Origin of the sequence: Neisseria sp. N95_16 (genome assembly GCF_002551535.2) — a bacterium.
Taxonomy (GTDB): domain Bacteria; phylum Pseudomonadota; class Gammaproteobacteria; order Burkholderiales; family Neisseriaceae; genus Neisseria; species Neisseria brasiliensis.
Genome location: NZ_PDBT02000022.1, coordinates 14,689 through 35,179, shown reverse-complemented (window position 1 = coordinate 35,179; position 20,491 = coordinate 14,689). Strand labels below are relative to the sequence as shown.

Annotated in this window: 20 protein-coding genes and 2 pseudogenes; 6 read left to right on the top strand and 16 right to left on the bottom strand. The window is 46.1% G+C overall.

What is annotated here, in order from left to right; translation table 11 throughout:
- Positions 1-94: 94 nt before the first annotated feature.
- The 14 genes and pseudogenes from CRG49_RS05335 to CRG49_RS05235 all read right to left on the bottom strand — a co-directional run.
- Positions 95-1,222, bottom strand: a pseudogene (locus CRG49_RS05335) (peptidase domain-containing ABC transporter); the annotation flags it as partial.
- A gap of 322 nt (positions 1,223-1,544) precedes the next feature.
- The gene (locus tag CRG49_RS05325) at positions 1,545-1,856 is read right to left on the bottom strand and encodes a hypothetical protein (RefSeq protein WP_100774684.1); all 312 of its coding nucleotides are present in this window, start codon (positions 1,854-1,856) and stop codon (positions 1,545-1,547) included.
- Positions 1,857-2,212: 356 nt separating this feature from the next.
- Positions 2,213-3,484, bottom strand: a complete 1,272-nt coding sequence (locus tag CRG49_RS05315) for an HlyD family secretion protein (RefSeq protein ID WP_095502740.1) — start codon at positions 3,482-3,484, stop codon at positions 2,213-2,215.
- A gap of 437 nt (positions 3,485-3,921) precedes the next feature.
- Positions 3,922-4,260, bottom strand: coding sequence for a hypothetical protein (locus CRG49_RS05305; RefSeq protein ID WP_095502738.1), 339 nt, complete (start codon positions 4,258-4,260; stop codon positions 3,922-3,924).
- 693 nt (positions 4,261-4,953) lie between these two features.
- Positions 4,954-5,301, bottom strand: a complete 348-nt coding sequence (locus tag CRG49_RS05295; RefSeq protein ID WP_154143240.1) for a hypothetical protein — start codon at positions 5,299-5,301, stop codon at positions 4,954-4,956.
- A gap of 338 nt (positions 5,302-5,639) precedes the next feature.
- A complete protein-coding gene (locus CRG49_RS05285; protein ID WP_154143241.1) occupies positions 5,640-5,954 on the bottom strand; it encodes a hypothetical protein in 315 nt (104 codons plus the stop codon).
- A 379-nt stretch (positions 5,955-6,333) separates the two neighbouring features.
- Positions 6,334-6,720 (bottom strand): hypothetical protein, encoded by a 387-nt coding sequence (locus CRG49_RS05280; RefSeq protein ID WP_095502733.1) that lies wholly within the window; start codon positions 6,718-6,720, stop codon positions 6,334-6,336.
- Between the two features lie 418 nt (positions 6,721-7,138).
- A complete protein-coding gene (locus CRG49_RS13120) occupies positions 7,139-7,315 on the bottom strand; it encodes a hypothetical protein (protein WP_154143242.1) in 177 nt (58 codons plus the stop codon).
- A gap of 620 nt (positions 7,316-7,935) precedes the next feature.
- Positions 7,936-8,352 (bottom strand): winged helix domain-containing protein, encoded by a 417-nt coding sequence (locus CRG49_RS05265; RefSeq protein WP_095502730.1) that lies wholly within the window; start codon positions 8,350-8,352, stop codon positions 7,936-7,938.
- Between the two features lie 84 nt (positions 8,353-8,436).
- Positions 8,437-8,631 (bottom strand): hypothetical protein, encoded by a 195-nt coding sequence (locus CRG49_RS05260; protein ID WP_095502729.1) that lies wholly within the window; start codon positions 8,629-8,631, stop codon positions 8,437-8,439.
- Between the two features lie 58 nt (positions 8,632-8,689).
- Positions 8,690-8,971, bottom strand: a complete 282-nt coding sequence (locus tag CRG49_RS05255; RefSeq protein WP_154143243.1) for a hypothetical protein — start codon at positions 8,969-8,971, stop codon at positions 8,690-8,692.
- A 459-nt stretch (positions 8,972-9,430) separates the two neighbouring features.
- Entirely contained in the window at positions 9,431-9,688 is a 258-nt protein-coding gene (locus CRG49_RS05250) for a bacteriocin (RefSeq protein ID WP_095502727.1), read from the bottom strand.
- Positions 9,689-9,929: 241 nt separating this feature from the next.
- Positions 9,930-11,086, bottom strand: a pseudogene (locus CRG49_RS05240) (JmjC domain-containing protein).
- 240 nt (positions 11,087-11,326) lie between these two features.
- Positions 11,327-12,652, bottom strand: a complete 1,326-nt coding sequence (locus CRG49_RS05235; protein ID WP_095502743.1) for a murein transglycosylase A — start codon at positions 12,650-12,652, stop codon at positions 11,327-11,329.
- Between the two features lie 436 nt (positions 12,653-13,088).
- On the opposite strand from CRG49_RS05235, the gene CRG49_RS05230 reads away from it, so the two are divergent.
- From CRG49_RS05230 to CRG49_RS05205, 6 genes are all read left to right on the top strand, one after another.
- Positions 13,089-13,316 carry a hypothetical protein gene (locus CRG49_RS05230; RefSeq protein ID WP_095502725.1) on the top strand — a complete coding sequence of 76 codons (228 nt, stop codon included), beginning with the start codon at positions 13,089-13,091 and terminating at the stop codon, positions 13,314-13,316.
- Positions 13,317-13,828: 512 nt separating this feature from the next.
- Positions 13,829-15,220 carry a signal recognition particle-docking protein FtsY gene (gene ftsY, locus CRG49_RS05225; protein WP_369832018.1) on the top strand — a complete coding sequence of 464 codons (1,392 nt, stop codon included), beginning with the start codon at positions 13,829-13,831 and terminating at the stop codon, positions 15,218-15,220.
- Positions 15,221-15,396: 176 nt separating this feature from the next.
- A complete protein-coding gene (locus CRG49_RS05220; protein WP_095502723.1) occupies positions 15,397-15,663 on the top strand; it encodes a DUF3079 domain-containing protein in 267 nt (88 codons plus the stop codon).
- A gap of 108 nt (positions 15,664-15,771) precedes the next feature.
- Positions 15,772-16,677: an EamA family transporter RarD gene (gene rarD / locus CRG49_RS05215; RefSeq protein ID WP_095502722.1), complete on the top strand. Its 906-nt coding sequence runs from the start codon at positions 15,772-15,774 to the stop codon at positions 16,675-16,677.
- A gap of 145 nt (positions 16,678-16,822) precedes the next feature.
- Positions 16,823-17,269 (top strand): hypothetical protein, encoded by a 447-nt coding sequence (locus tag CRG49_RS05210; RefSeq protein WP_095502721.1) that lies wholly within the window; start codon positions 16,823-16,825, stop codon positions 17,267-17,269.
- Positions 17,253-17,732 (top strand): DUF819 family protein, encoded by a 480-nt coding sequence (locus CRG49_RS05205; RefSeq protein WP_229436920.1) that lies wholly within the window; start codon positions 17,253-17,255, stop codon positions 17,730-17,732. Before CRG49_RS05210 ends, CRG49_RS05205 begins: the two co-directional genes overlap by 17 nt.
- A 227-nt stretch (positions 17,733-17,959) precedes the next feature.
- Here the strand turns inward: CRG49_RS05205 and glmS are convergent, their stop codons facing one another.
- Both glmS and CRG49_RS05195 read right to left on the bottom strand, forming a co-directional pair.
- Entirely contained in the window at positions 17,960-19,798 is a 1,839-nt protein-coding gene (gene glmS, locus CRG49_RS05200; RefSeq protein WP_095502720.1) for a glutamine--fructose-6-phosphate transaminase (isomerizing), read from the bottom strand.
- A 156-nt stretch (positions 19,799-19,954) separates the two neighbouring features.
- Complete coding sequence (locus tag CRG49_RS05195) at positions 19,955-20,470, bottom strand: hypothetical protein (protein WP_095502719.1); 516 nt, start codon at positions 20,468-20,470, stop codon at positions 19,955-19,957.
- Positions 20,471-20,491: the final 21 nt, after the last annotated feature.

Below are 20,491 nucleotides of genomic sequence, written 5' to 3'. Positions count from 1 at the left end.
CCGCCGACCGAGAAAGACATTGGACTATGAGACACCGGGTGATCTGTTTTCAGCAGCCCTTGCCAATGGCATTTGAGCGTTGCACTTGAAATGCGAATGTAAGCATCCATGTACCGTGGCGCTGAGTGCTTTTGCCGAACTGTTTCACCGTCTGCACACCGCGTATCGTTTCCATAAAATAAGTGCTCTGTTTGGCGGCATGTACAATATTCTCTTCCGTGGCGCGGCGCAGCGGATAATAAGCAACCCAGCGGATTAAAATATAAATCAGCAGCGTCACCAACACCACCGCTGTCAACTTCGGGCTGTATACCAACATCAGCGTAAACGTAAATACCGCCATCAAGCTGTTGAGAATCAACACGAAAAAAGTAGATGTCAGCGTGCTTTGGATACTGTCTGCCGCCCCGAAACGCGACACTACGTCACCCAAATGCCGTTTGGTGAAATAATCCGTCGGCAAATCCAGCAACCGCTTAAAAATATTCGATTTCCACTGCATGCTCAAAGTAGTGGCAAAATGCATCCCCACCCAAGATTGCAGCAAAGACACTGCCTGTTGCACCAGCATCAACATACCGAATCCCAAGGTGAGCGTCACCAATAGGTTGCGGTCAGCCGTCACAATCACATGATCGATAACCCATTGCATGAAAAAAGGCGATACCAAAGCAAACACTTCCATAGCCGCCGCCAACAATAACAGCTGCACCAGCGAACGGCGCAAGCCCGTAATCCCCTTGAGCATAGGCAGAATTTTGACGCGCTGTTCCTCTTTCTTTTCCTCAAACTGCGTGTTCGGCCACATTTCCAAAGCCACGCCGGTAAACTTGCGCGATACTTCCGCCATTTTCACCTTGCGTAATCCCGTTGCCGGATCCATTACCGTGATATGGTCGGCAGACACCGATTTGAGCACCACAAAATGATTCAAATCCCAATGCAGGATACAGGGCAGACGCAGATTGGCTAATTCGTCCAACTCCAAACGCAGTGCACGAGAAGTAAGGTTCATATCGTCGCCGAAGCGCACGATATCCGCCATATTCGCCCCCTTGAGCGAAAGCGTGTATTTCTGCCGCAGCGTACGCAAATCGGTATAGAAACCGTGATAGCGCAACACCGATACCAAACAGGCCAAACCGCATTCGGCGATTTCGGTCTGCAACACCACGGGCAGTTTGCGGCTAAAGCCGAAAGAGAGATTGTCTAAAGGATTCATCATGATTGATAAGGTAAAGTGGTTTTAAAGAGGCCGTCTGAAAACAGAGTCTGCTTTCAGACGGCTTTATCAGGTAGCGGAGCTATTGCCAACATGCAAATTTAGTGGAGATTTTCCTAGTGGCTTTATAGGATAAATATCCCGATATAGCCAATACAGTCATCTCAATCCATGATATATGGTTGTGCATGATTTGAATATTGAATATTTCCAAAACATAATTAATCAGGAAATATTGGCATCTCAATAAAACAAAAAACAGCACAAGAAAAAATAAAAACTGTTTCCAATTATTCATTATGCATCCTTAAAAAAACTGATGTTATCCACCATAATTATTTCCAGATTTGTCTTTACTTTTTGGTATTTCGGTTAAACCGTGTTCTATTTCAAAAATAGGCCTCCCATTATAAGGTGGTACATTAACAGCGTCATTTGTTACGTTTTTGACCCAGCCCCCAGTATAACCACCTGCGGCAATTCCTATTGGTGCGTTTCCTGTCCTTGCTATCGTAAAAGTACCAACGGCAATAGTAGCAAGTGTTCCTGTAATATCTCCCCAAGTCATTTTACCTTCACCAAGATTATTTGCAGTATTACTAAATGACAGTATCTCTCGCAGAGCTTCCGGCATTACCTTTACCACCACAAACTACTTTTAAATCTTGAATAGATAATTCATGCATATTATTTCCTTTCATTTGTTAAACTGCATTGATAAAAAAGGCCGTCTGAAAGCCGAATCAGGTTTTCAGACGGCTGTCCCGTCTCTTAGAGCCTGCTCTTAGGTTTGAAAATAAGATACATACCTAAAGCAAAAATCAATGTACTGGCGAGTAAACCGATTAAAATCTTTATTGATTGATTCAAGTCGAAAGTTCCCATAAATAGTCCAAAAATCAGCATCAATATAGGGAATAAGACCAGGGTAGAGATTAGGAATCTACTCATTTTCATCAAGGTCACCTCAACAAGTGATTTTTTTAAAACTCAATTTAACCTCCCCGAAATACTGTAAATCGGATCCAAAACCCATTCATAAAGCTTCTTGCTGCCGTGCAGGATATCCGCTTCCAAAATCATACCGATTTGCAGCGGTTTTTCTTCGCCGTAAGCCGTCACCGTTTGCTTTTTCAGCTTAACCTTGACCAAATAGGCCGGTTCATTGACCAAAGCAGGGTTGGAGAAAATCAGCCCCAAACCCGAAAGCTCCTGTTTGCCCAAAGCCGTTTTCGCCACGGAAACGATTTCGCCTTCCGCATGACCGAATTTCTGATATGGGTAAGCCTGATAGCGCAGCACCACCTTTCCCTTAGGCTTCACAAATCCCGCCGCCTTACTCGGCACATAAAGGCTGGCATAAAGTTCGGTCTGCTCCGGCACGATACTCATCAAAAGCCGTGTCGGGTCGACCTGTTGGCCGACTTCCACATTCGGCGTGGCCGCATAGCCCGTTTTGCCCGCACGGATAATCTGTTCCGAACGCATCTCAAAATCCAACACCTCCTGCGAAATATCCGCAATCGCACGTTCCAGTTGGCTTTGTTCGGTTTTATGGCGTTCAGGCAAGCTCGCCAATGTCAGATTCTGCGCCTGAATATCCTGCAATAAGCCCGCCTCCTCACTGCGGTAGGCATCCAGCTGTGATTTCTGCTCCAACATTTCGGCTTCCACATTCATCAATTCCTGCTTCGATACCGCATCATTCGCACTTAAATAACGGTATTTCCCCAACATCTCCTCTGCCAGCCTTACCCGGCTTTTTTGACTGGCAATACGTTGGCCGATATGGCGGTGTTGGCTTTTCAAGCGGTTGAGCGTGCCCTCCAGCGAACGCTTTTCATTGTCATGAATCAGCTTCAGCCGCGCCAATTCCTGTTCCGCCAACGTCTTTTTCAAAGCCGCTTCCGAAGCCAGCCGCTCCTGAATATTGCCCTGTGCCCCGAAGCGCGAAGTCGAAAGCGCAAACAATTTGTCGCCCGCCTTCACCCTTGCCCCGTCGTTGACAAACTTTTCCGTAATCACCCCCGAATCCGGCGCATACACCCGCACCACCCCCGAATCCGGTAAAAGCTGGCCTTCCACCGTCGTTTTTTCGGTATAGCTGCCGAAAATCAGAAACAAAACCACTGCCGTCGCAATCAGGCAGGCACAACCTGTGAGAAAGGCAAACGAAAACGGCTGTGTCAGGATAATCCTGCCTGTCCAGCGGTTTTCACGCGCAGCCAACACTTCAGGGCGGAAAAAAGGAGTTTGGGACATGGTTATTACGGTTCACTATCAGAAAAACTTTTTCAGACGGCCAGAAAGCCAAAAGGCCGTCAGAAAGAAAAACAATTGCAGGTACGGTTTGCTTACGGCTGAATTTCAACCATTTTTGCACTCCTTTTCCGTACGATGATTCTTAAAAAGGCGCTTTACTAAAAAATACGGCAGATATACCGAAAGAAAATTCAAACTGCCGTAGATGAAATTCAAACTCAAGCCATATTTATTTATATAATCAATCAAAAAAATATCTGATATCAAATACAGAATTTGGTAAAAGCCCGTAACCAGTACTATGAAAAATATAAAATGTTTCCAATTATGCATAAAATACCAAGCCTGTTTTTCAATTTATATGAAATATAATTCATTAAGTCAGAGAGTTTGCCGGGTTTGACAACCCAACCTGCGCTTGCTATAAGGGCTTGACCTCATCCCCCATAACTATTACCAGATTTATCACCATAATTATTCCCGGATTTATCCCTAGAATTTTCAATAGCCCGCCCTACAACCCCTCCTATAACGGTACCACCGACAGTACCCACTGCTGAACCTACCTTACCACCATACTTTTGCCCGACCACAACACCTACAATCGCACTCCCTAAGCCTGCAACAGCACCAAGACGTCCTCCTATAGCTCCTCCTCCCATACGTCCTGCAAATCCTCCTACCGTAGAACCAATAACGCCCCCTGTTGCAGCAGCATCTGCTGTGGGACCAGTTCCAGAAACGAACTGTAAATCAACCATAGATAATTCATACATTTTTAAGCTCCTTTGATTTTAGAATTAATGAAAAATGGAATATCAAGAAAAAAATAATACTTGCAGAAAGAATTATACCGCTATATATAATTTCTTTTCTTGTCCCCATAATCAATAAAAAAAACGCATACAGAGACAATATTGAGTAAGATAAGCCTAGGCTTTTCCAGTTTATCCTCTTATTATCTGCTTGTTCTTCATAAAATTTAAAAATATATTCCCTCATTCTCCGTATCAGCATTAAGGTGGATATTAAATATATAAAAATAGTAATTTTCTCTAATATTTTTACCTCATAAATTAAATGTATCGGTGCTGTAAAATATAAAAGCATCAGAAAAACGTGAAGAAAAGCGCAAGATGTAGATGATATATTTAAAAGAATATGTGTTTTACGTAGAAACATTTTTTGACTCCTTTTGCTTCTTTTCACCACAAACAGATTATATAACCCGTATGTACGGTTGGCCGCCCCAAGTGGCTTAACCGTACAAAACCTTGTGAAATAGGCCAAGTTTTATGAAAAATTTAAGGAAACGGATTTCAGACGGCATTGTTACTTTTTATAAATTTGCAGCAGCGTAGGTTGGGTCAAGACCCAACGGATTCCTTAAGTTAAAAGAGGTTTGTTGGATTTAACAATCCAACCTACGCTTGCTGTGGAAGGCTAACCGTACCTATAAGGGCTTGACCTCATCCTCCATAACTATTACCAGATTTATCACCATAATTGTTACCTGATTTATCTGTATTGTTTTTAATCTGAGAACCGTTTAGAGGACTTTCTATTTCATATACAGGACGAACAATAACATAGTTATCATATTCTTTTACGGCTCGGGTTGTAATAGCTCCAGCTACTGCCCCAACTCGGCCTCCTCCTACTGCCCCTCCTACCCCTGCTCCGATAATTCCTTCTTTTGTAATAGGTTCTTGGGTAACTTTTTGGGTTGCTACATAGGTGACAACACCTTCTACAGCCCCCGCTATTCCTTTTCCACCATAAATAGACTTTAATTCGTTGATATGCAGTTCTCTCATTTTCATCCTCCAATTACTTTTTGTTGATCATCTTGCATAAATACGGATGTATGAATACACAGCAAAGCAGTAAAAAAATATTGATTAATTCATAGGCATTCTGAGAAACAGTACCTTTTATAAAAAACCTAGAAAACAAAGCAACAGCTATTACAAGGAAGAATCCGCACAGGCTTTCTTTTAAGGAAAAATTTTTTAGAAATTTCATTTTTTATCCTTTAAAAAGTAATTAGTTTATAAAATATTTTTCTCTAGAATGTCTTACAGCAGCTTGGGTTGGGTCAAGACCCAACGGGTTCTTTAAGTTAAAACGGGGTTGTTGGATTTGGCAACCCAACCTACGCTTGCTTTTTACCTTTCAAAATGATGATAAAAATAAGATAAGCAATCAACCCGCCTAATGCCATAGCGGTAGAAGTCGTATTCAAAGCAATGTTTTCATTGATTCGGATATCTTCATTGATGCCCAAAAAGTAAAACAGGATACTTACAAGCGTTTGGCAAACAATGCCTAAAACCATCAAAAGCTTCCAATGTTTTAATATATTGGTTATGTTTAGCTGCATATGCGTGCTTTTTAACGAACAAGGCCGTATGAAACCGAAAAATGATCTTTCAGACGGCTTTGGGTAATCAAGTATGGGGTGGGTCAAGACCCTGAAAATCCTTATTAATACAATATCATCGTGACCAATCCAGTGAAAATGGTAATAAAAATTGCAATATAGAAAATTTTACTTTTAGGCTTGGATTGTTTGATTACGCCAGATTTGACCAGCATTGCACTCATTACAACGAGGCAAGCTCCTAAAACAACAATTAAGATATGATTCTCCATACTATAGCTTCCCAGCAAATATAGACCCAATAAATCCCTTCAAGAACAACGCGTAGGTACGGTTAGCCGCCACAAGCGGCGTAACCGTACGCATATTTTCAGTTTTAAGTTATCTTCCGATATGGATTGATAATATTAGCCATTCGTACGGTTACGCCGCAGGGGCGGCTAACCGTACCTACGCGGGCTACTTTCTATCCACCATAACTATTACCTGATCTATCGCCATAATCATTACCAGATTTATCATTCGTACTTTGATTATGAAACTCTTTTCGTAAAGGACTTTTTCCTGCTAATGTCTGTTCTACGGCAGCACCTGTCCAATCCCCAATTAGCCCTCCCAATGGTGATTTAGCTAGTCCAGCGCCTACAGCTCCACCAGCCATGGCGCCTATGATACCTGGTGCTGTATTTAGCTGTTGTTTGATATAGTTTTCCCCAATATGAGTAACACCGCCAATTGCTGCGCCTTGGGTGGCTGGTTTTGAAGATATTTTTATTGCTTGCTTTCCCACTTCCCTAATGATCGCCATACCTCCATAAATTAATTCCAGATCTTTTAAACTAATTTCTTTCATTTGATAATTCCTTTTCAATTTTCATATAAAGTTTTACACTTATATAGACAATGATTGCAACTAAGAAAATACTTCCGTATTTATATATATTTGTATTTGCATAATTTGAGAAAATTATCCTTATAAAATAAGAAACAGATAGCGCGTAATAAAAAATCAATAAAAAATTTTTTATTTTAGAAAGAGTTTTAATGATTTTTGATTTTTCTTTGTTGTAGGCTAAAAATATTATATATAAAGATAATAAAATTATACATATAGTAAAGGAGTTTAGTTCATTCCATTTAAAAATTTGCCATTCAAAATTCAATAAATTTAGAGGTAAATTGAATAGAACATAAATGGACATAATTTTAAATATTTCTGCAAGTATAGATCTATTTTCTTTCATAATTTAGCCTAGTCCGAGTAGGTACGGTTAGTCACCATAATTATTACCACATCGTTCACCATAGTTGTTACCTGATTTATCTTTTGATGTAAAGGTTTGACAACTGTTGCTGTTTTTTGCTGCAACAGCTCCACCAACGAGAGCACCTATCCCTGCTGCGACGGGATTTCCTTTGGACATAGTTGCGCCAACAACTGCTCCCATAGACATTCCATTTTGTATATCACTCTTACAAGCTTGAATGTTCGCCTATCTTGATGAATTTTCACCTGTAACTATAATCAAATCTGATAATGATATTGTCTTCATGTTTAAGCCTTTCATTTAATTAATTTTGTTTAGATATAATAAAATCAATAATATCACGAAAGTATTTTATTACTGTCAAGGTAGTTGATGGGATTGCTAAAAGTAACAATGTATCCAAGTCAATTTGAATCATGTCTTTGTACATTGCAAACCATAATAGAATGAATAAAAAAGTAAAAAGTAGATAAGATTTAGCAAAAAAAAAATACTATATTCAACTTTCTGTTTTTAAATGTATTCATCATTCATCCCAAACAATATTTTCCGAATCCCGAACATCTTAACTCACGCATTTTCATTTCCTTTCTCGGTCTTAAAAAACAGGCTAATCAATAAAGCCATAATGAAAAACAACATATACAGGCTAATATCCATAATCAACTGATTTTTCAAATAAAATTTGCTATGGAAAAAATCAGGTTTGACTCGGTTCTGCAAAAAAGCCATGATAAAAAATGACCCTAGGGCACTAAAAAAAACATCTTGATTAAAAATGTATTTCCTTAAAACTTGAATCATTTCTCCCTCTCTTTAATTTCTAAAATATCCAATTGAGCCAAATGGCGAATCATTTCAAGGGTTTTCAGCCTCTTTTGATTGTCGTCTGTATCAATAAGCTGCTGCATACTTACTGTGCCTTCTTGTTTGAGCATGTTCAGGATGGATGCACTGGCATCATCTATATTCAGCTTAATCCCATTCGCAATCAAATACCCTTTCTCCAGCGTCGAATCGTCCACCGTGTTCAAGCTCAACAAGGCATCTTCGGGCAGGCCGTCTGAATGGGGGTTGCCGAGGATTTCAAAGGCAAAGCCGCTGTCGGTGCGCTGGTTGCCGAGAAAGTGCTGCATAAAGGCTTCGTAATTGTCGGGATCGGTAATCTCGGCGGCGAATGCTTCGGCGGCTTTTTTCAGCAGCGCAGGTTGGGTCAAGACCCAACAAATTACTTAAGCAAACGTAGATTTGGAGCGAGAGCCAACGATTTCTTAAGTCAAGAAAAGGTTTTTTTGGGTTTATCAACCCAACCTACGCCGCTTTGAATTCAAAACGATATCATCGTCATTAAACCGAAAAAAAATAGTAACAAAAATAGCAATATAGAAAATTTTACTTTTAGGCTTGGATTGTTTTATTACACCCGATTTGGCCAGTATCGCACTCACTACAACAAGGAAAATTCCTAAAGCAATGATAAAGATATGGGTTTCCATGCCATGATTCCTGTATATTTATTTTCCAATAAGACAAAAAATTCTGCAGCTACGTCAATCAATCTGATTTATCTTCGGATTTTTGTTTGCCGTAAACCAAACGGTAAGCGACGATAGAGGAAAATGTAACCGCAAAAACAGATCCTATATCAGAGTCGGGAGGCAGATTCCATAAAGGATAAAGCCAGGCCTTAATCATCAGCTTGATTAACCACCAAAGAGCCAATGCGGTGAAAAGTGTCATTAAGGATTTTGCTAACTTAGGAATTTTCTCCGTCATAATTTTTGTTTCCGGATTGATCATTTTTATTTTTAGCAAGCGTAGATCGGGGAGACCCAACGATTTTTTAAGTCAAGAAAAAGTTTTGTTGGTTTTACCAATCCAACCTACGCCGCTTTAAATCCAAAAGCATACGTACGGTTACGCCGCTTGGGGCGGCTAACCGTACCTACGCAGATTTCGGCGGAAAAAAGGGGGTTGGAATATGGTTATTACGGTTTACTAGCAGAAACACTCTTTCAGACGGCCTGAAAGTAGAAAAGGCTCTCAGATTCGCATATCAAGTGCAACATCGGCGGATTTTGTTTCAGTAGTAATGTTTGTGCGCTGTTGCGGCTATATTGTCAAGAACAAGCCGCTTTGCTGTGCCTGTCGGCATTCTTGACTATATAGCCGCAACAGTGGTTTGGTCTTCAATGCTGAAAACAGCCAAATAGTAAGCCTCGTCAGGCATATTACGCATGTTGCACTTGATATGCGAAAGCAAGGCCGTCTGAAAGAAAAAAACTATAGGTACAGTTAATGTCCGTAGTTGTTTCCTGAGCGGTCTTTTGCTGTCAAGGCTTGACAGCTATCACTCATTTTGGCCGCAATGGCTCCACCGAAAAGAGCCCCAACTCCACCTGCTAAAACATTTCCTTTAGCTGAGGTTGTGCCTACAAGAGCACCAAAGGCCATACCATTGGTAATATCGTTTTTACAATCTTTAATAAGCTCATTTCTATTAGAGTTACCACCTGAAACTAAATGTAACTCAGATAATGATAACGTTCGCATATTAAACTCCTTAATAATTTACCGAGAAGAAATTAATTCAACAATCTCTCTAATACGTTTAATTAATATATAAAATATTGGCGGAATGGATAGTAAAAGAAAAGATTCAGAATCTATCGGAATAAATTTTTCATATTTTATGTACCATAGAAAAAGAAATCCAAAAACAAAAAATATATATATCTGAATAAATTCAATGAATATTTCTAAAACCTTGGAAATTTTTTTCATATTTATTCCTTCAAATCCTAACCTCCAGAATATCTAATGCTAACAAACTTTCTAACAGTTTCTTGATTTCCTCCTCTCTTCCTAGTTGGTTATGCGCTAATAAATGTTTTACCATAACAGGCTTCTGGGTCGAACGAAGGTGAAGGAAAACCTCTTTCCCTTTGTCATCCAGATCAATTTTCACTCCATTGGCAATCAAATACCCTTTCTCAATCGTCGAATTGTCTACCGTATTCAAGCTCAATAAAGCATCTTCGGGCAGGCCGTCTGAATGGGGGTTGCCGAGGATTTCAAAGGCAAAGCCGCTGTCGGTGCGCTGGTTGCCGAGAAAGTGCTGCATAAAGGCTTCGTAATTGTCGGGATCGGTAATCTCGGCGGCGAATGCTTCGGCGGCTTCTTTCAGACTGCCTTGGTCTTGCGCCCAGCTTTGCAGGTTGTGGCGGAAGCCGACGATATCGGGCACTTTGTTCATCAGCCATTCCATGTAATTGTGGCCGTTGGGCGGAAAGGTGCCGATGGCAAGGTGGAAGGTTTCGCAGCCCATAGGCACGGGGTTGTGCCACCAGCGCGCGGGATATAGAGAATGTCGCCGGCTTCCAATACCACTTCCATATCGGTGGTTTCGGGTTCGGGAATATGCGGCAGGTCTTTGCTTTGCTGCATGTAGAGCGGCATCTCGAAATTGGGGGCGGAAAGGCTCCAATGTTTTTTGCCGACCAGTTGCACGGCGAATACGTCGCGGGTGTCCCAATGATTTTTGTAGGATGGGTCGCCACCGAAAGCGAGGTAGCCGCTGACCACGGTATGCGCCTGGGCGAAACGGGCGACTTGCTTTGTGATGTCGTCTGAAAACGGTTCGTTATTGATGCGGTTGTACACCAAAGTCGCGCCGTCTTTCAGGTATTCGTACACGGCGGCTTTGTTGAAGCGGTGGCGGATACGTCCGGTATCTTCAAAAGCTTCGACATAATGTTCTTTTGGAATCAGCGGGCCTTTGCGGAATTTGAAAAGTTCGTCGGCAGGGTTGGCGCGCTGGTACATTTCGTTGATGCCGCGCCAAACCTCCGCCTTATCAGGCAGTCTGACCGCGTTTTTGAAGAGACAGGGCTTTTGGTAACGGTAGTCACGAAAAAAAGTTTCTTGCGGCATTTGAAAATCAATATTCAATTTGCATTCCTTTCGATTATGATTATATTTATTTTCTATAGTGTATGTATATTATTGTTTTTTTTTATTGGTCAATTGATTACTGATGTGTTTTGGTAAAAAAGATATTTTATGTTTGTAAATGTAAATTTTTTGAAAGAAGCTATCAAAAAGTTAAGTCTATAAGAAATTGAATTTGAATGATATTTAAATAAAAGGCCGTCTGAAATTTCAGACGGCCTACTTTATACTGCAATCGATTTACGGACGGTACTCCGGCGCCATGCCGTTTGGCAGCAGCTGCCAAACATAACCGGTGGTTTTCTGCTTGCCCGCAACATTACCGGCTTCGTCGCCGTAGCCCCAGAAATAATCCACGCGCACCGCGCCTTTAATCGCGCTGCCGGTGTCTTGCGCCATAATCAGGCGGTTGAGCGCTTTGTTGGTAATCGGGTGGGCGGTGGCCACGAACAAAGGCGCGCCCAGCGTGATGTAGTGGCGGTCAATCGCACCGGCGTATTCGCCCATCAGTGGCGTACCCAATGCGCCGACAGGACCTTGGTCGCTGCTGCCTTCCAATTTACGGAAGAAAATGTAGCTCGGGTTTTGCCCCAACACTTCGGCCAAGCGGTGGGTGTTTTGCTGCATGTAGGCTTTGATGCCCTGCATGGTGGTTTGACCCAAAGTCAGGTAGCCGCGGTCGGCCATGTAGCGGCCGATGGATACATAAGAATATTCGTTTTTATCGGCAAAACCGAGGCGCACGTATTCGCCTTTCGGGGTTTTCAGACGGCCTGAACCTTGAATGTGCATGAAAAAGAGTTCGACCGGATCATCGGCGTAACCCAAAATCGGCGCTTTGCCGTTGAGTGCGCCGGCGTTGATTTGCGCACGGGTGTGATACGGAATGAATTGGTTGCCGACAAAGCGCCCTTTAATCGAGGTCGAGCGGGCGGTAATCGGGAATTGCGACAGGTTGGCGGTGTGGGTGCCGTTGGCTGCAATCACGCCGCTGTTTTGGCCGGTTTGGCGCACGCGCACGATGCCCTTGCTGTTGCGCTGGGCAGAAGACAGCGGCACGGAAACGAAATCATACGGAATGCCGTAAATCGGGAAACGTGCTTTGTTGGTCTGTACGATGTCGCCGTGTAATACTGGCTCATAATAGCCGGTAACGGTGCCCGCTTGCGAGCCGTTGCCGCTCACTTGCCACGGCGTGAAATAGCGCTCGAAAAACGATTTGGCGGCGGCTTGGTTCAACTGAGTTTGTGCGGCTTGGGCGCACACGTCTTGCCAGCCTTGACGGCTTTTCAGTCTGTCGCAACCGAGTTTGAACGATTGCAGGCTTTTGACGAAATCTTGGCCGTTCCATTGCGGCATGGCGCTGTGTGGCACGGCGAGATAAGACGCATTGCCGCCCGGTGTGAAGGTGGTGCCGACTGGGTGCGGTGTGCCGGTTGGGCGGTCGGGGCCGCTGATGACGGTTTGGTCTATGGTCGGTAATTTTTTGACGCTCTTGCTCGGACAAGCGGCCAGCAAGGCGGCGGTGATGCCCAATAAAGCGGCGCGGAACAGGGTTTTCTTCATGGCTTTTTTCAAGTCGTTAAAGGCCGTCTGAATACGCGTTTCAGACGGCATGGAAAACAAAGAAACGGCATGGCAGCATAAAGAGCCACGGGCCTGCGGGGTTTGATTCTAGCACAGAATCGCCGCTGACCTGCGGATTAGGCCGTCTGAAAGTTGGCAACGCTTATCTGGAAGATGGGTATAATAGAGCGTGCAAACGGCGCGCGCTAATGAATATATGATGGCATGTTTTGCGTTTGCGTTGAGCCTTGAGTGGGGTTGCAAATAAAGGGATAAAGGCCGTCTGAAAGGTGTTCGGAAGCTTGAAAATTATCCCGCCTCCGCCTGTTGTTTTAAGATTTAATAATTTGTTTTAAATTAATTATTTTAATTTTTGAATGTTTTTTCAGATGGCCTTTTATACATAAAATAGGCCGTCTGAAGGTGAGGAATCAAGATGAGATCGCTGGTGTTTTTTATTGGTTGGGCGCTGTTTTTCACGCTGCTGTTTGGCGGCATTTCATGGCTGGCACGCGCCTTGGATTTGCCCAATGCTTCGTTGTGGATTAGCGTGGCAATTGCCGTATTTATCGGCTTGCTGCCGGGCAAAAAAATCGCCCGCCGCCGAAATGAGTTGGTGGCGCTGTTGGAAACAGGCCGTCTGAAACATTTTTCTCTGCCTTGAAGTGAAACGCTTTCTGCCGCGAAAAAAATATAGCTTAGGCCGTCTGAATCAAGCTTGTTTCAGACGGCCCTTTGATTGTGAACACAACATTTACAAGGGCAAAGATTTTTGCCGACGTGATTATGCGCGGCCATACTGTTCATCTCAACAAAATACGCTACAATAGCCCTTATTTCTCAAGCATTTTACTTTAAGGAAACGCCATGTTCGATTTCTTCCGCCGCAAAAAACAGGAAACCCCCGCTCCCGAAGAAGCGGTTAAACCCGAGCTCCAACACACCGAACAAACCGCAGCAGCAGAACCTACCCAGTCGGTAGAAGAAATGCTGGCGGCGCTGGAAAATGCGTTTGCCAAAGAAGCAGCAGAGAAAGCGCAGGCCGCGCCGCCGGTCGAAGAAATTGCTGTCGATTCTATTGAAAATCAATCATTTGAAGAAGAAATTTTAGCGCAACAAGCGCCAACTGAAACGCTGGTTGATGATGTTCAAGTGGAAGCAGAAGCGTCTGCAGAAATGCCATTTGAGCATATCGCGGCGCAAGTTGAAGTGGCGGATGATGTTTCTATTGAAGACGAGAATACAGAAGAAATCGTTTTAACCGACGATGGCAAAGTGGTGATTGATTATGTGCAAGTGCCGGAAGGCACCGAAGTGGTTTCGGTGCCTTCGGAGCAGGCAGAAGCCATTGCCGATGAGCAGGAAGCTGCGGGCGAAGCTATCGAAGTCGCGCCATCAGCAGAATCAACGGATCAGCCGGAAGCGGCGGAAATTCAAACTTGGGAAACCACCTATCCTGAAGCACAAACGGAACAAAACCAAGCAGCGGAAGCCGAGCCTGCAGAAGCAGTTCAGGTGCAGGAAAATGTTGAAACTGAAGAAGTTAAGGCAGATGAATCACCTGAAGATACGCCGTCTGAAAGCATAGCGGTCACTGTGGCGGCAGCGACAGCCGTAGCTGCGCAAACTGCGACAGAAGAAGACCAAGCGCAAACCAAATTAAGCTGGGCTTCGCGCCTGAAACAAGGCTTGACCAAATCGCGCGATAAAATGGCCAAATCGCTGGCGGGCGTGTTCGGCGGCGGCAAAATCGACGAAGATTTGTATGAAGAATTGGAAACCGTGCTGATTACCAGCGACATGGGCATGGAAGCGACCAATTATCTGATGAAAGACGTACGCGACCGCGTCAGCCTGAAAGGCTTGAAAGACGGTGAAGAATTGCGCGGTGCGTTGAAAGATGCCATTTACGATTTGATTAAACCTTTGGAGCAGCCGTTGGTGTTGCCCGAAAGCAAAGAGCCGTTTGTGATTATGTTGGCAGGCATCAACGGCGCGGGCAAAACCACGTCTATCGGCAAGCTGGCGAAATATTTCCAATCGCAGGGCAAATCGGTGCTATTGGCGGCGGGCGATACGTTCCGTGCTGCGGCGCGTGAGCAGTTGCAGGAATGGGGCGAGCGCAACAACGTGACCGTGATTTCGCAATCCACCGGCGATTCGGCGGCGGTGTGTTTCGATGCGGTGCAGGCCGCCAAAGCGCGCGGTATTGATATTGTGCTGGCCGATACCGCCGGCCGCTTGCCGACCCAGTTGCACCTGATGGAAGAAATCAAAAAAGTAAAACGCGTGCTGCAAAAAGCCATGCCCGATGCGCCGCACGAAATCATCGTCGTGTTGGATGCCAACATCGGCCAAAACGCGGTTAACCAAGTGAAAGCCTTCGATGAAGCTTTGGGCTTGACCGGCCTGATTGTGACCAAGCTCGATGGCACGGCCAAAGGCGGCATTCTCGCTGCGCTGGCCAGCAACCGCCCGATTCCGGTGCGCTACATCGGCGTGGGCGAACGCATCGACGATTTACGCCCGTTTGACGCGCGGGCATTTGTGGATGCATTGTTGGATTGATGTTTGAATGATATTGAGGCCGTCTGAACAGGTTTGGTGCAAACCATGTTCAGACGGCCTTAACTTTTCTTAAAAGCCAAACGTAAAAAGCCGTATAAAACAACCATATGCGTTGAAAATCCTTTATAATGCCGATTCATAAACATAACAACAATTTCAATCAAGGATACACAAACATGGCCAAGAAGTTTCCGATTTTCCCCAAAGCGCCGGAGCGGATTTGCTGGGGCTGCGACAAATATTGTCGGGAAGACGATTTGCAGTGCGGCAACGGCTGCGAGCGTATTCAGCACCCGATTGAATTGGACGGCTGCGATTGGTATAAAACCGGCGACTGGAGCAATTTGTTGAGCGATGAGCAGCAAATCGAGCTGGGCTTGAAAGAAGCGCCGAAAGCGGCCAAACCCCACATCAAGCTGCCGTTGAAAAACAAAACGGTTTAATAGATTGAAAGGCCGTCTGAAGATTTCAGACGGCCTGTTGTACTTTTCTTTAAAGGTAGGCGTAAAATGCCTGCCTGTTTTCTTTGGTTTTGAACACGCACACATCTCATGAATACCCAACCCGACGAATACCGCAAAGGCCTGTTGTACGCACTGGGCTGCTACCTGATTTGGGGCATTTTCCCGCTTTATTGGTATCCCATCACCGGCACAGCCATCGGTGCCGATCAGATTTTGGCACAACGCATTTGCTGGTCGGCGGTGTTTGCGCTGGGGGTGCTGGTGTTCAAAGGACAGCTCGGTACGCTGTGGCAGGCGGTGCACAACCGCAAATTGCTGCTGACTTTTGTCGGTACCGCGTTTGCGATTTCGCTCAATTGGCTGGTTTACCTGTGGGCGATTACCAATAACCATATTCTCGATGCCAGCTTGGGCTATTTTATTTCGCCGTTGGTAAATGTGTTGTTCGGCTTTTTGTTTTTCAAAGAAAAGCTCAACCGAACGCAGCTGTTGGCAATTGCTTTGGCGGTGGTCGGCATTTTGTGGCTGGCGGTGCCGGCGGGACACATTCCGTGGGTGTCGCTGCTGTTGGCGGGCAGCTTTGGTGTGTACAGCCTGTTGCGCAAACTCGCGCCGCTGGATGCGCTCACCGGCATGACCTTGGAAACGCTGGTGTTGGTGCCGTTTGCGCTGGGCTATTTGTTGTGGGTGGCGCAGCAGGGCAATTTGGTGTTCGGCAGCTTGGCGCCGCTGCCCTTGGCGGTGTTGATTGGGTCGGGTGTGGTGACGGTGTTGCCGCTGCTGCTGTTTGCCGCCGGAGCCAAGCGCATTTCCATGAGTGATTTGGGCATGATTCAATATGTGTCGCCGAGTATGCAGTTTTTCTTGGGCCTGACTTTGTTCGGCGAAGCGTTCAGCCTGCAAAAATTCACCGGCTACGCGTGGGTGTGGCTGGGGATTGCGGTGTATTTGTTTGGCGTGGTGCTGGCGAAGAAGAAGGCTCGGGTTGAGTGAGTTTCCATCATAAATTGAACAGGCCGTCTGAAAGATTACAAATTTTTCAGACGGCCTTTTGCATGGGCGGGTGCTTGATTCGGTTGGGCTTTTATTTTACATTCGCATCATGTTCTCTAACGATTTTACGATAGGGGTCAAACTCATGATTCACACTGCTTTAACGCCTTACCAAGCGTTTGATTGGTGTCGCATTGCGGCTGTGCCGATTGGTGACAACGGCGAGTCGCTCTGTATGCTGCGGCCTGCCGCGCGGCTGCGTGTGCGGCCGGTGTATGCCGAGATGGGTGTAGCGGGGGCGGTGGACACGGTGTGGTTACGCGCATCCCTTATCGAAAAACTGCATCAGGCATTGGCGCATTTGCCGGCGGAATATGGTTTGGAAGTGCTTGACGGCTGGCGGCCTTTGGCGGTGCAGGCGGCTTTGCGTGAAAGTTTTCGTGCCAATATTGTGGCGCACCATCCCGATTTTACCGAAGCGCAAATCCAAGCGGCTTTGGATGATTTTGTGGCCGACCCTTATCGCGCTACCATGCCGCCGCCGCATTCGACCGGTGGTTCGGTGGACGTGACTGTTGGGCAGCGGCAGTAACATCGCCACGGAAATGCTGATTAGCTTGGTGACCGACAAATACCTGCTTCTCACCACGCTGACCTTTGCCGTGATTGCGCTAATGCCGCGCAGCATGGCCAAGCTTGATGGTAGTCAAGAATTGGGCACTTACTGCATTTTCTTGTTTTTCGTGGTGATTGGCGTGCCGGCTTCGATTCCGCTGATTCTGCAAAACGCACCGTTGCTGTTTGTGTTTACCTTAACCGTGGCAGTAGTCAATTTGGCGGTAACGCTGGCGGCGGGCAAACTCTTCAAATTCAGCATCGAAGAAGTGGTGTTGGCTTGTAATGCCAATATCGGTGGCCCCACCACGGCGGCAGCTTTGGCCATCGGCCGCGGCTGGCGTGCGCTGGTGGGCCCGATTTTGGTGATTGGTACGGCGGGCTATATTTTCGGCAATTACATCGGCTCGATGATTTATGCTGTGTTGAGTTCTATGTAGGCAATTCATAAAAAATGCCGTCTGAAAGACTTTACTCTTTCAGACGGCATTTTTTTGTGTCTTTTCAGACGGCGAGACCTTTGCAAAATCCCCATCTTTGGCACATTTCTTCGTTATGCGCTGCTCGAAAGCTTGCCTATCTTGATGATATGTCTGCGCTTTCTGCGCTGCTATAACTTTGAACTGTACTCAAATCTGGGGTTTTACAAAGGTCTCGACCCCAACCATTATTCTACCGTTACCGATTTAGCCAAGTTGCGTGGTTTGTCCACATCGGTGCCACGTGCCAAGGCGGCGTGGTAAGACAGCAATTGCACCGGGATGGTGTGCACAATCGGTGACAATACGCCGACGTGGCGCGGGGTGCGGATTACGTGTACGCCTTCGGCTTCGTTGAACTGGCTGTCGAGGTCGGTGAATACAAACAATTCGCCGCCGCGTGCGCCGACTTCCTGCATGTTGGCTTTGACTTTGTCCAACAAGGTGTCGTTTGGCGCAATCACCACTACCGGCATGTTTTCATCCACCAATGCCAACGGGCCGTGTTTCAATTCGCCGGCAGGGTAGGCTTCGGCGTGGATGTAGGTGATTTCTTTCAGCTTCAACGCGCCTTCGAGAGCAATCGGGTAGTGAATGCCGCGACCTAAGAACAAGGCGCTGTCTTTTTTGGCGAATTTTTGCGCCCAAGCAGCGATTTGTGGCTCGAGGTTCAAAACGTGTTGGATGCTGCCCGGCAATTGGCGCAATTCTTCCGCATAAGCGTGTGCTTGCTCGTCGGTCACGTGGCCGCGCAGTTTGCCCAAAGTCACGGCCAAACCGAACAAGACCACCAATTGAGTGGTGAAGGCTTTGGTTGAGGCCACACCGATTTCGGCACCAGCGCGGGTGTAGAGCACCAATTCGCTTTCGCGCGGCAAGGCGGATTCCATCACGTTACAAATCGACAAGCTGTGGTGTTGACCCAAAGATTGTGCGTATTTCAGCGCTTCCATGGTGTCGAGTGTTTCACCGGATTGGGAAATGGTGATGACCAATTGTTTCGGATCAGCAATCACATCGCGGTAGCGGTATTCGCTGGCGATTTCTACGTCGGTCGGCATTTTGGCGATGCTTTCCAGCCAGTATTTGGCGGTCAGCGCGGAATAGTAAGAGGTACCGCAGGCCAAGATTTTGATGCTGTGGATGTCGGCAAACACTTCTTGTGCTTTTTCGCCGAAGTTGCTTGGTTCGAAACCACCATCCAAGAATACTTCAGCCGTGTCGGCAATCGCACGCGGCTGCTCGTGGATTTCTTTTTGCATGAAGTGGCTGTAAGGGCCCAGCTCTAAAGAAGCCAGCGACAATTCAGATACTTTCACTTGGCGGTCGGCCGGTGCGCCGGTTTTGTCGATTAATTTCACGATACCGTCGGCGTTGAGCAGGGCGATGTCGCCATCTTCCAAGTAAGAGATTTTACGGGTGAAGGCAATCACAGCCGATACGTCGGATGCAATGAAGGTTTCTTGGTCGCCAAAGGCCACCAGCAATGGGCAACCCATGCGTGCCACAACCATTTCTTTGTCGTTTTCTTGCGAAATCACCGCAATGGCGTAAGCGCCGTGGAAATTTTGGGTCGCCGCTTTAACCGCTTCGTATAAGTTGCCGCCGTTTTGGCTGTATTCGTGATTCACGCTGTGGGCAATCACTTCGGTGTCGGTTTGTGATTTAAACACATAACCCAAGCCTTGCAGGCGTTCGCGTTCGGCTTCGAAGTTTTCGATGATGCCGTTGTGTACTACGGCAATCATGCCGCCAGAAATGTGGGGGTGCGCGTTTGGCTCGGTCACGCCGCCGTGGGTTGCCCAACGGGTGTGGCCAATGCCCAAATGGCCATGGATGCCTTTTTCTTTAGCCGCATCTTCCATTAATTGTACGCGGCCAACGCGACGCACGCGGCGGATTCGTTCGCCGGTGTGAACGGCAATGCCTGAAGAATCGTAACCACGATATTCCAAGCGTTTCAGGCCGTCAGTTAAAAAATCGACTACATTATGATTGGCGCGCAGTGCGCCGACGATACCGCACATATAAGTTCCTTAGTATCAAGAGTTTAAATAAAACCACACCGTATCACGGGCGATGAAGCAAGTATGTTGAGCATTGCTTCAGGGTTGCGTTTGAGCTTTAACGGCATGGCGGTTTGGCCTGCTTTGGGCAGGCCGTGGGAAATGGTCTCGGCCTGTTTATTCCTGAAACAAGCTGTCGAGTTGTTGCTGTAAAGTGCGATTGTGCTGCTCCATTTGCTGCATCATGTGTTGTGATGCGGCTTCCAGTTGCGGCAGCATTTTCATCATCGCACCGAGATTCTTTTTCATCACTGCCTGACCTTCACCTGATTTCAAAAACGCCGCCGCTTCATCGGCTTGCTTTTGAAACGCCTCATCGTCAAACGGCACGCCGTTGATTTTTGCCAGCTCGCTTAAAAGTTGGCTGGAGTGCAGGCCGTTTTGCAGCACGCCGCTGGTCCATTGGGTCATGGCTTCGGCAAACTCGGCCTGCTGTTGCGGCGTGAGTTGCTGCAGCGATGACGATTTTCCGGTGACCGTGTGGCTTTTGAAGCCGGGTTTGTCCACGGTTGTGGTGGTGCGCACCACTTGGCCGCGTTCGGGGTCATCGTATGTTTCGGTGATGGTCGCAGCGGATGACGATTGCCACAATAAGGCGGCAGTCGAGAGCGCGAGTAAAGTGCGGATGTTCATGCCTGTTTCCTTGCTTGCTGA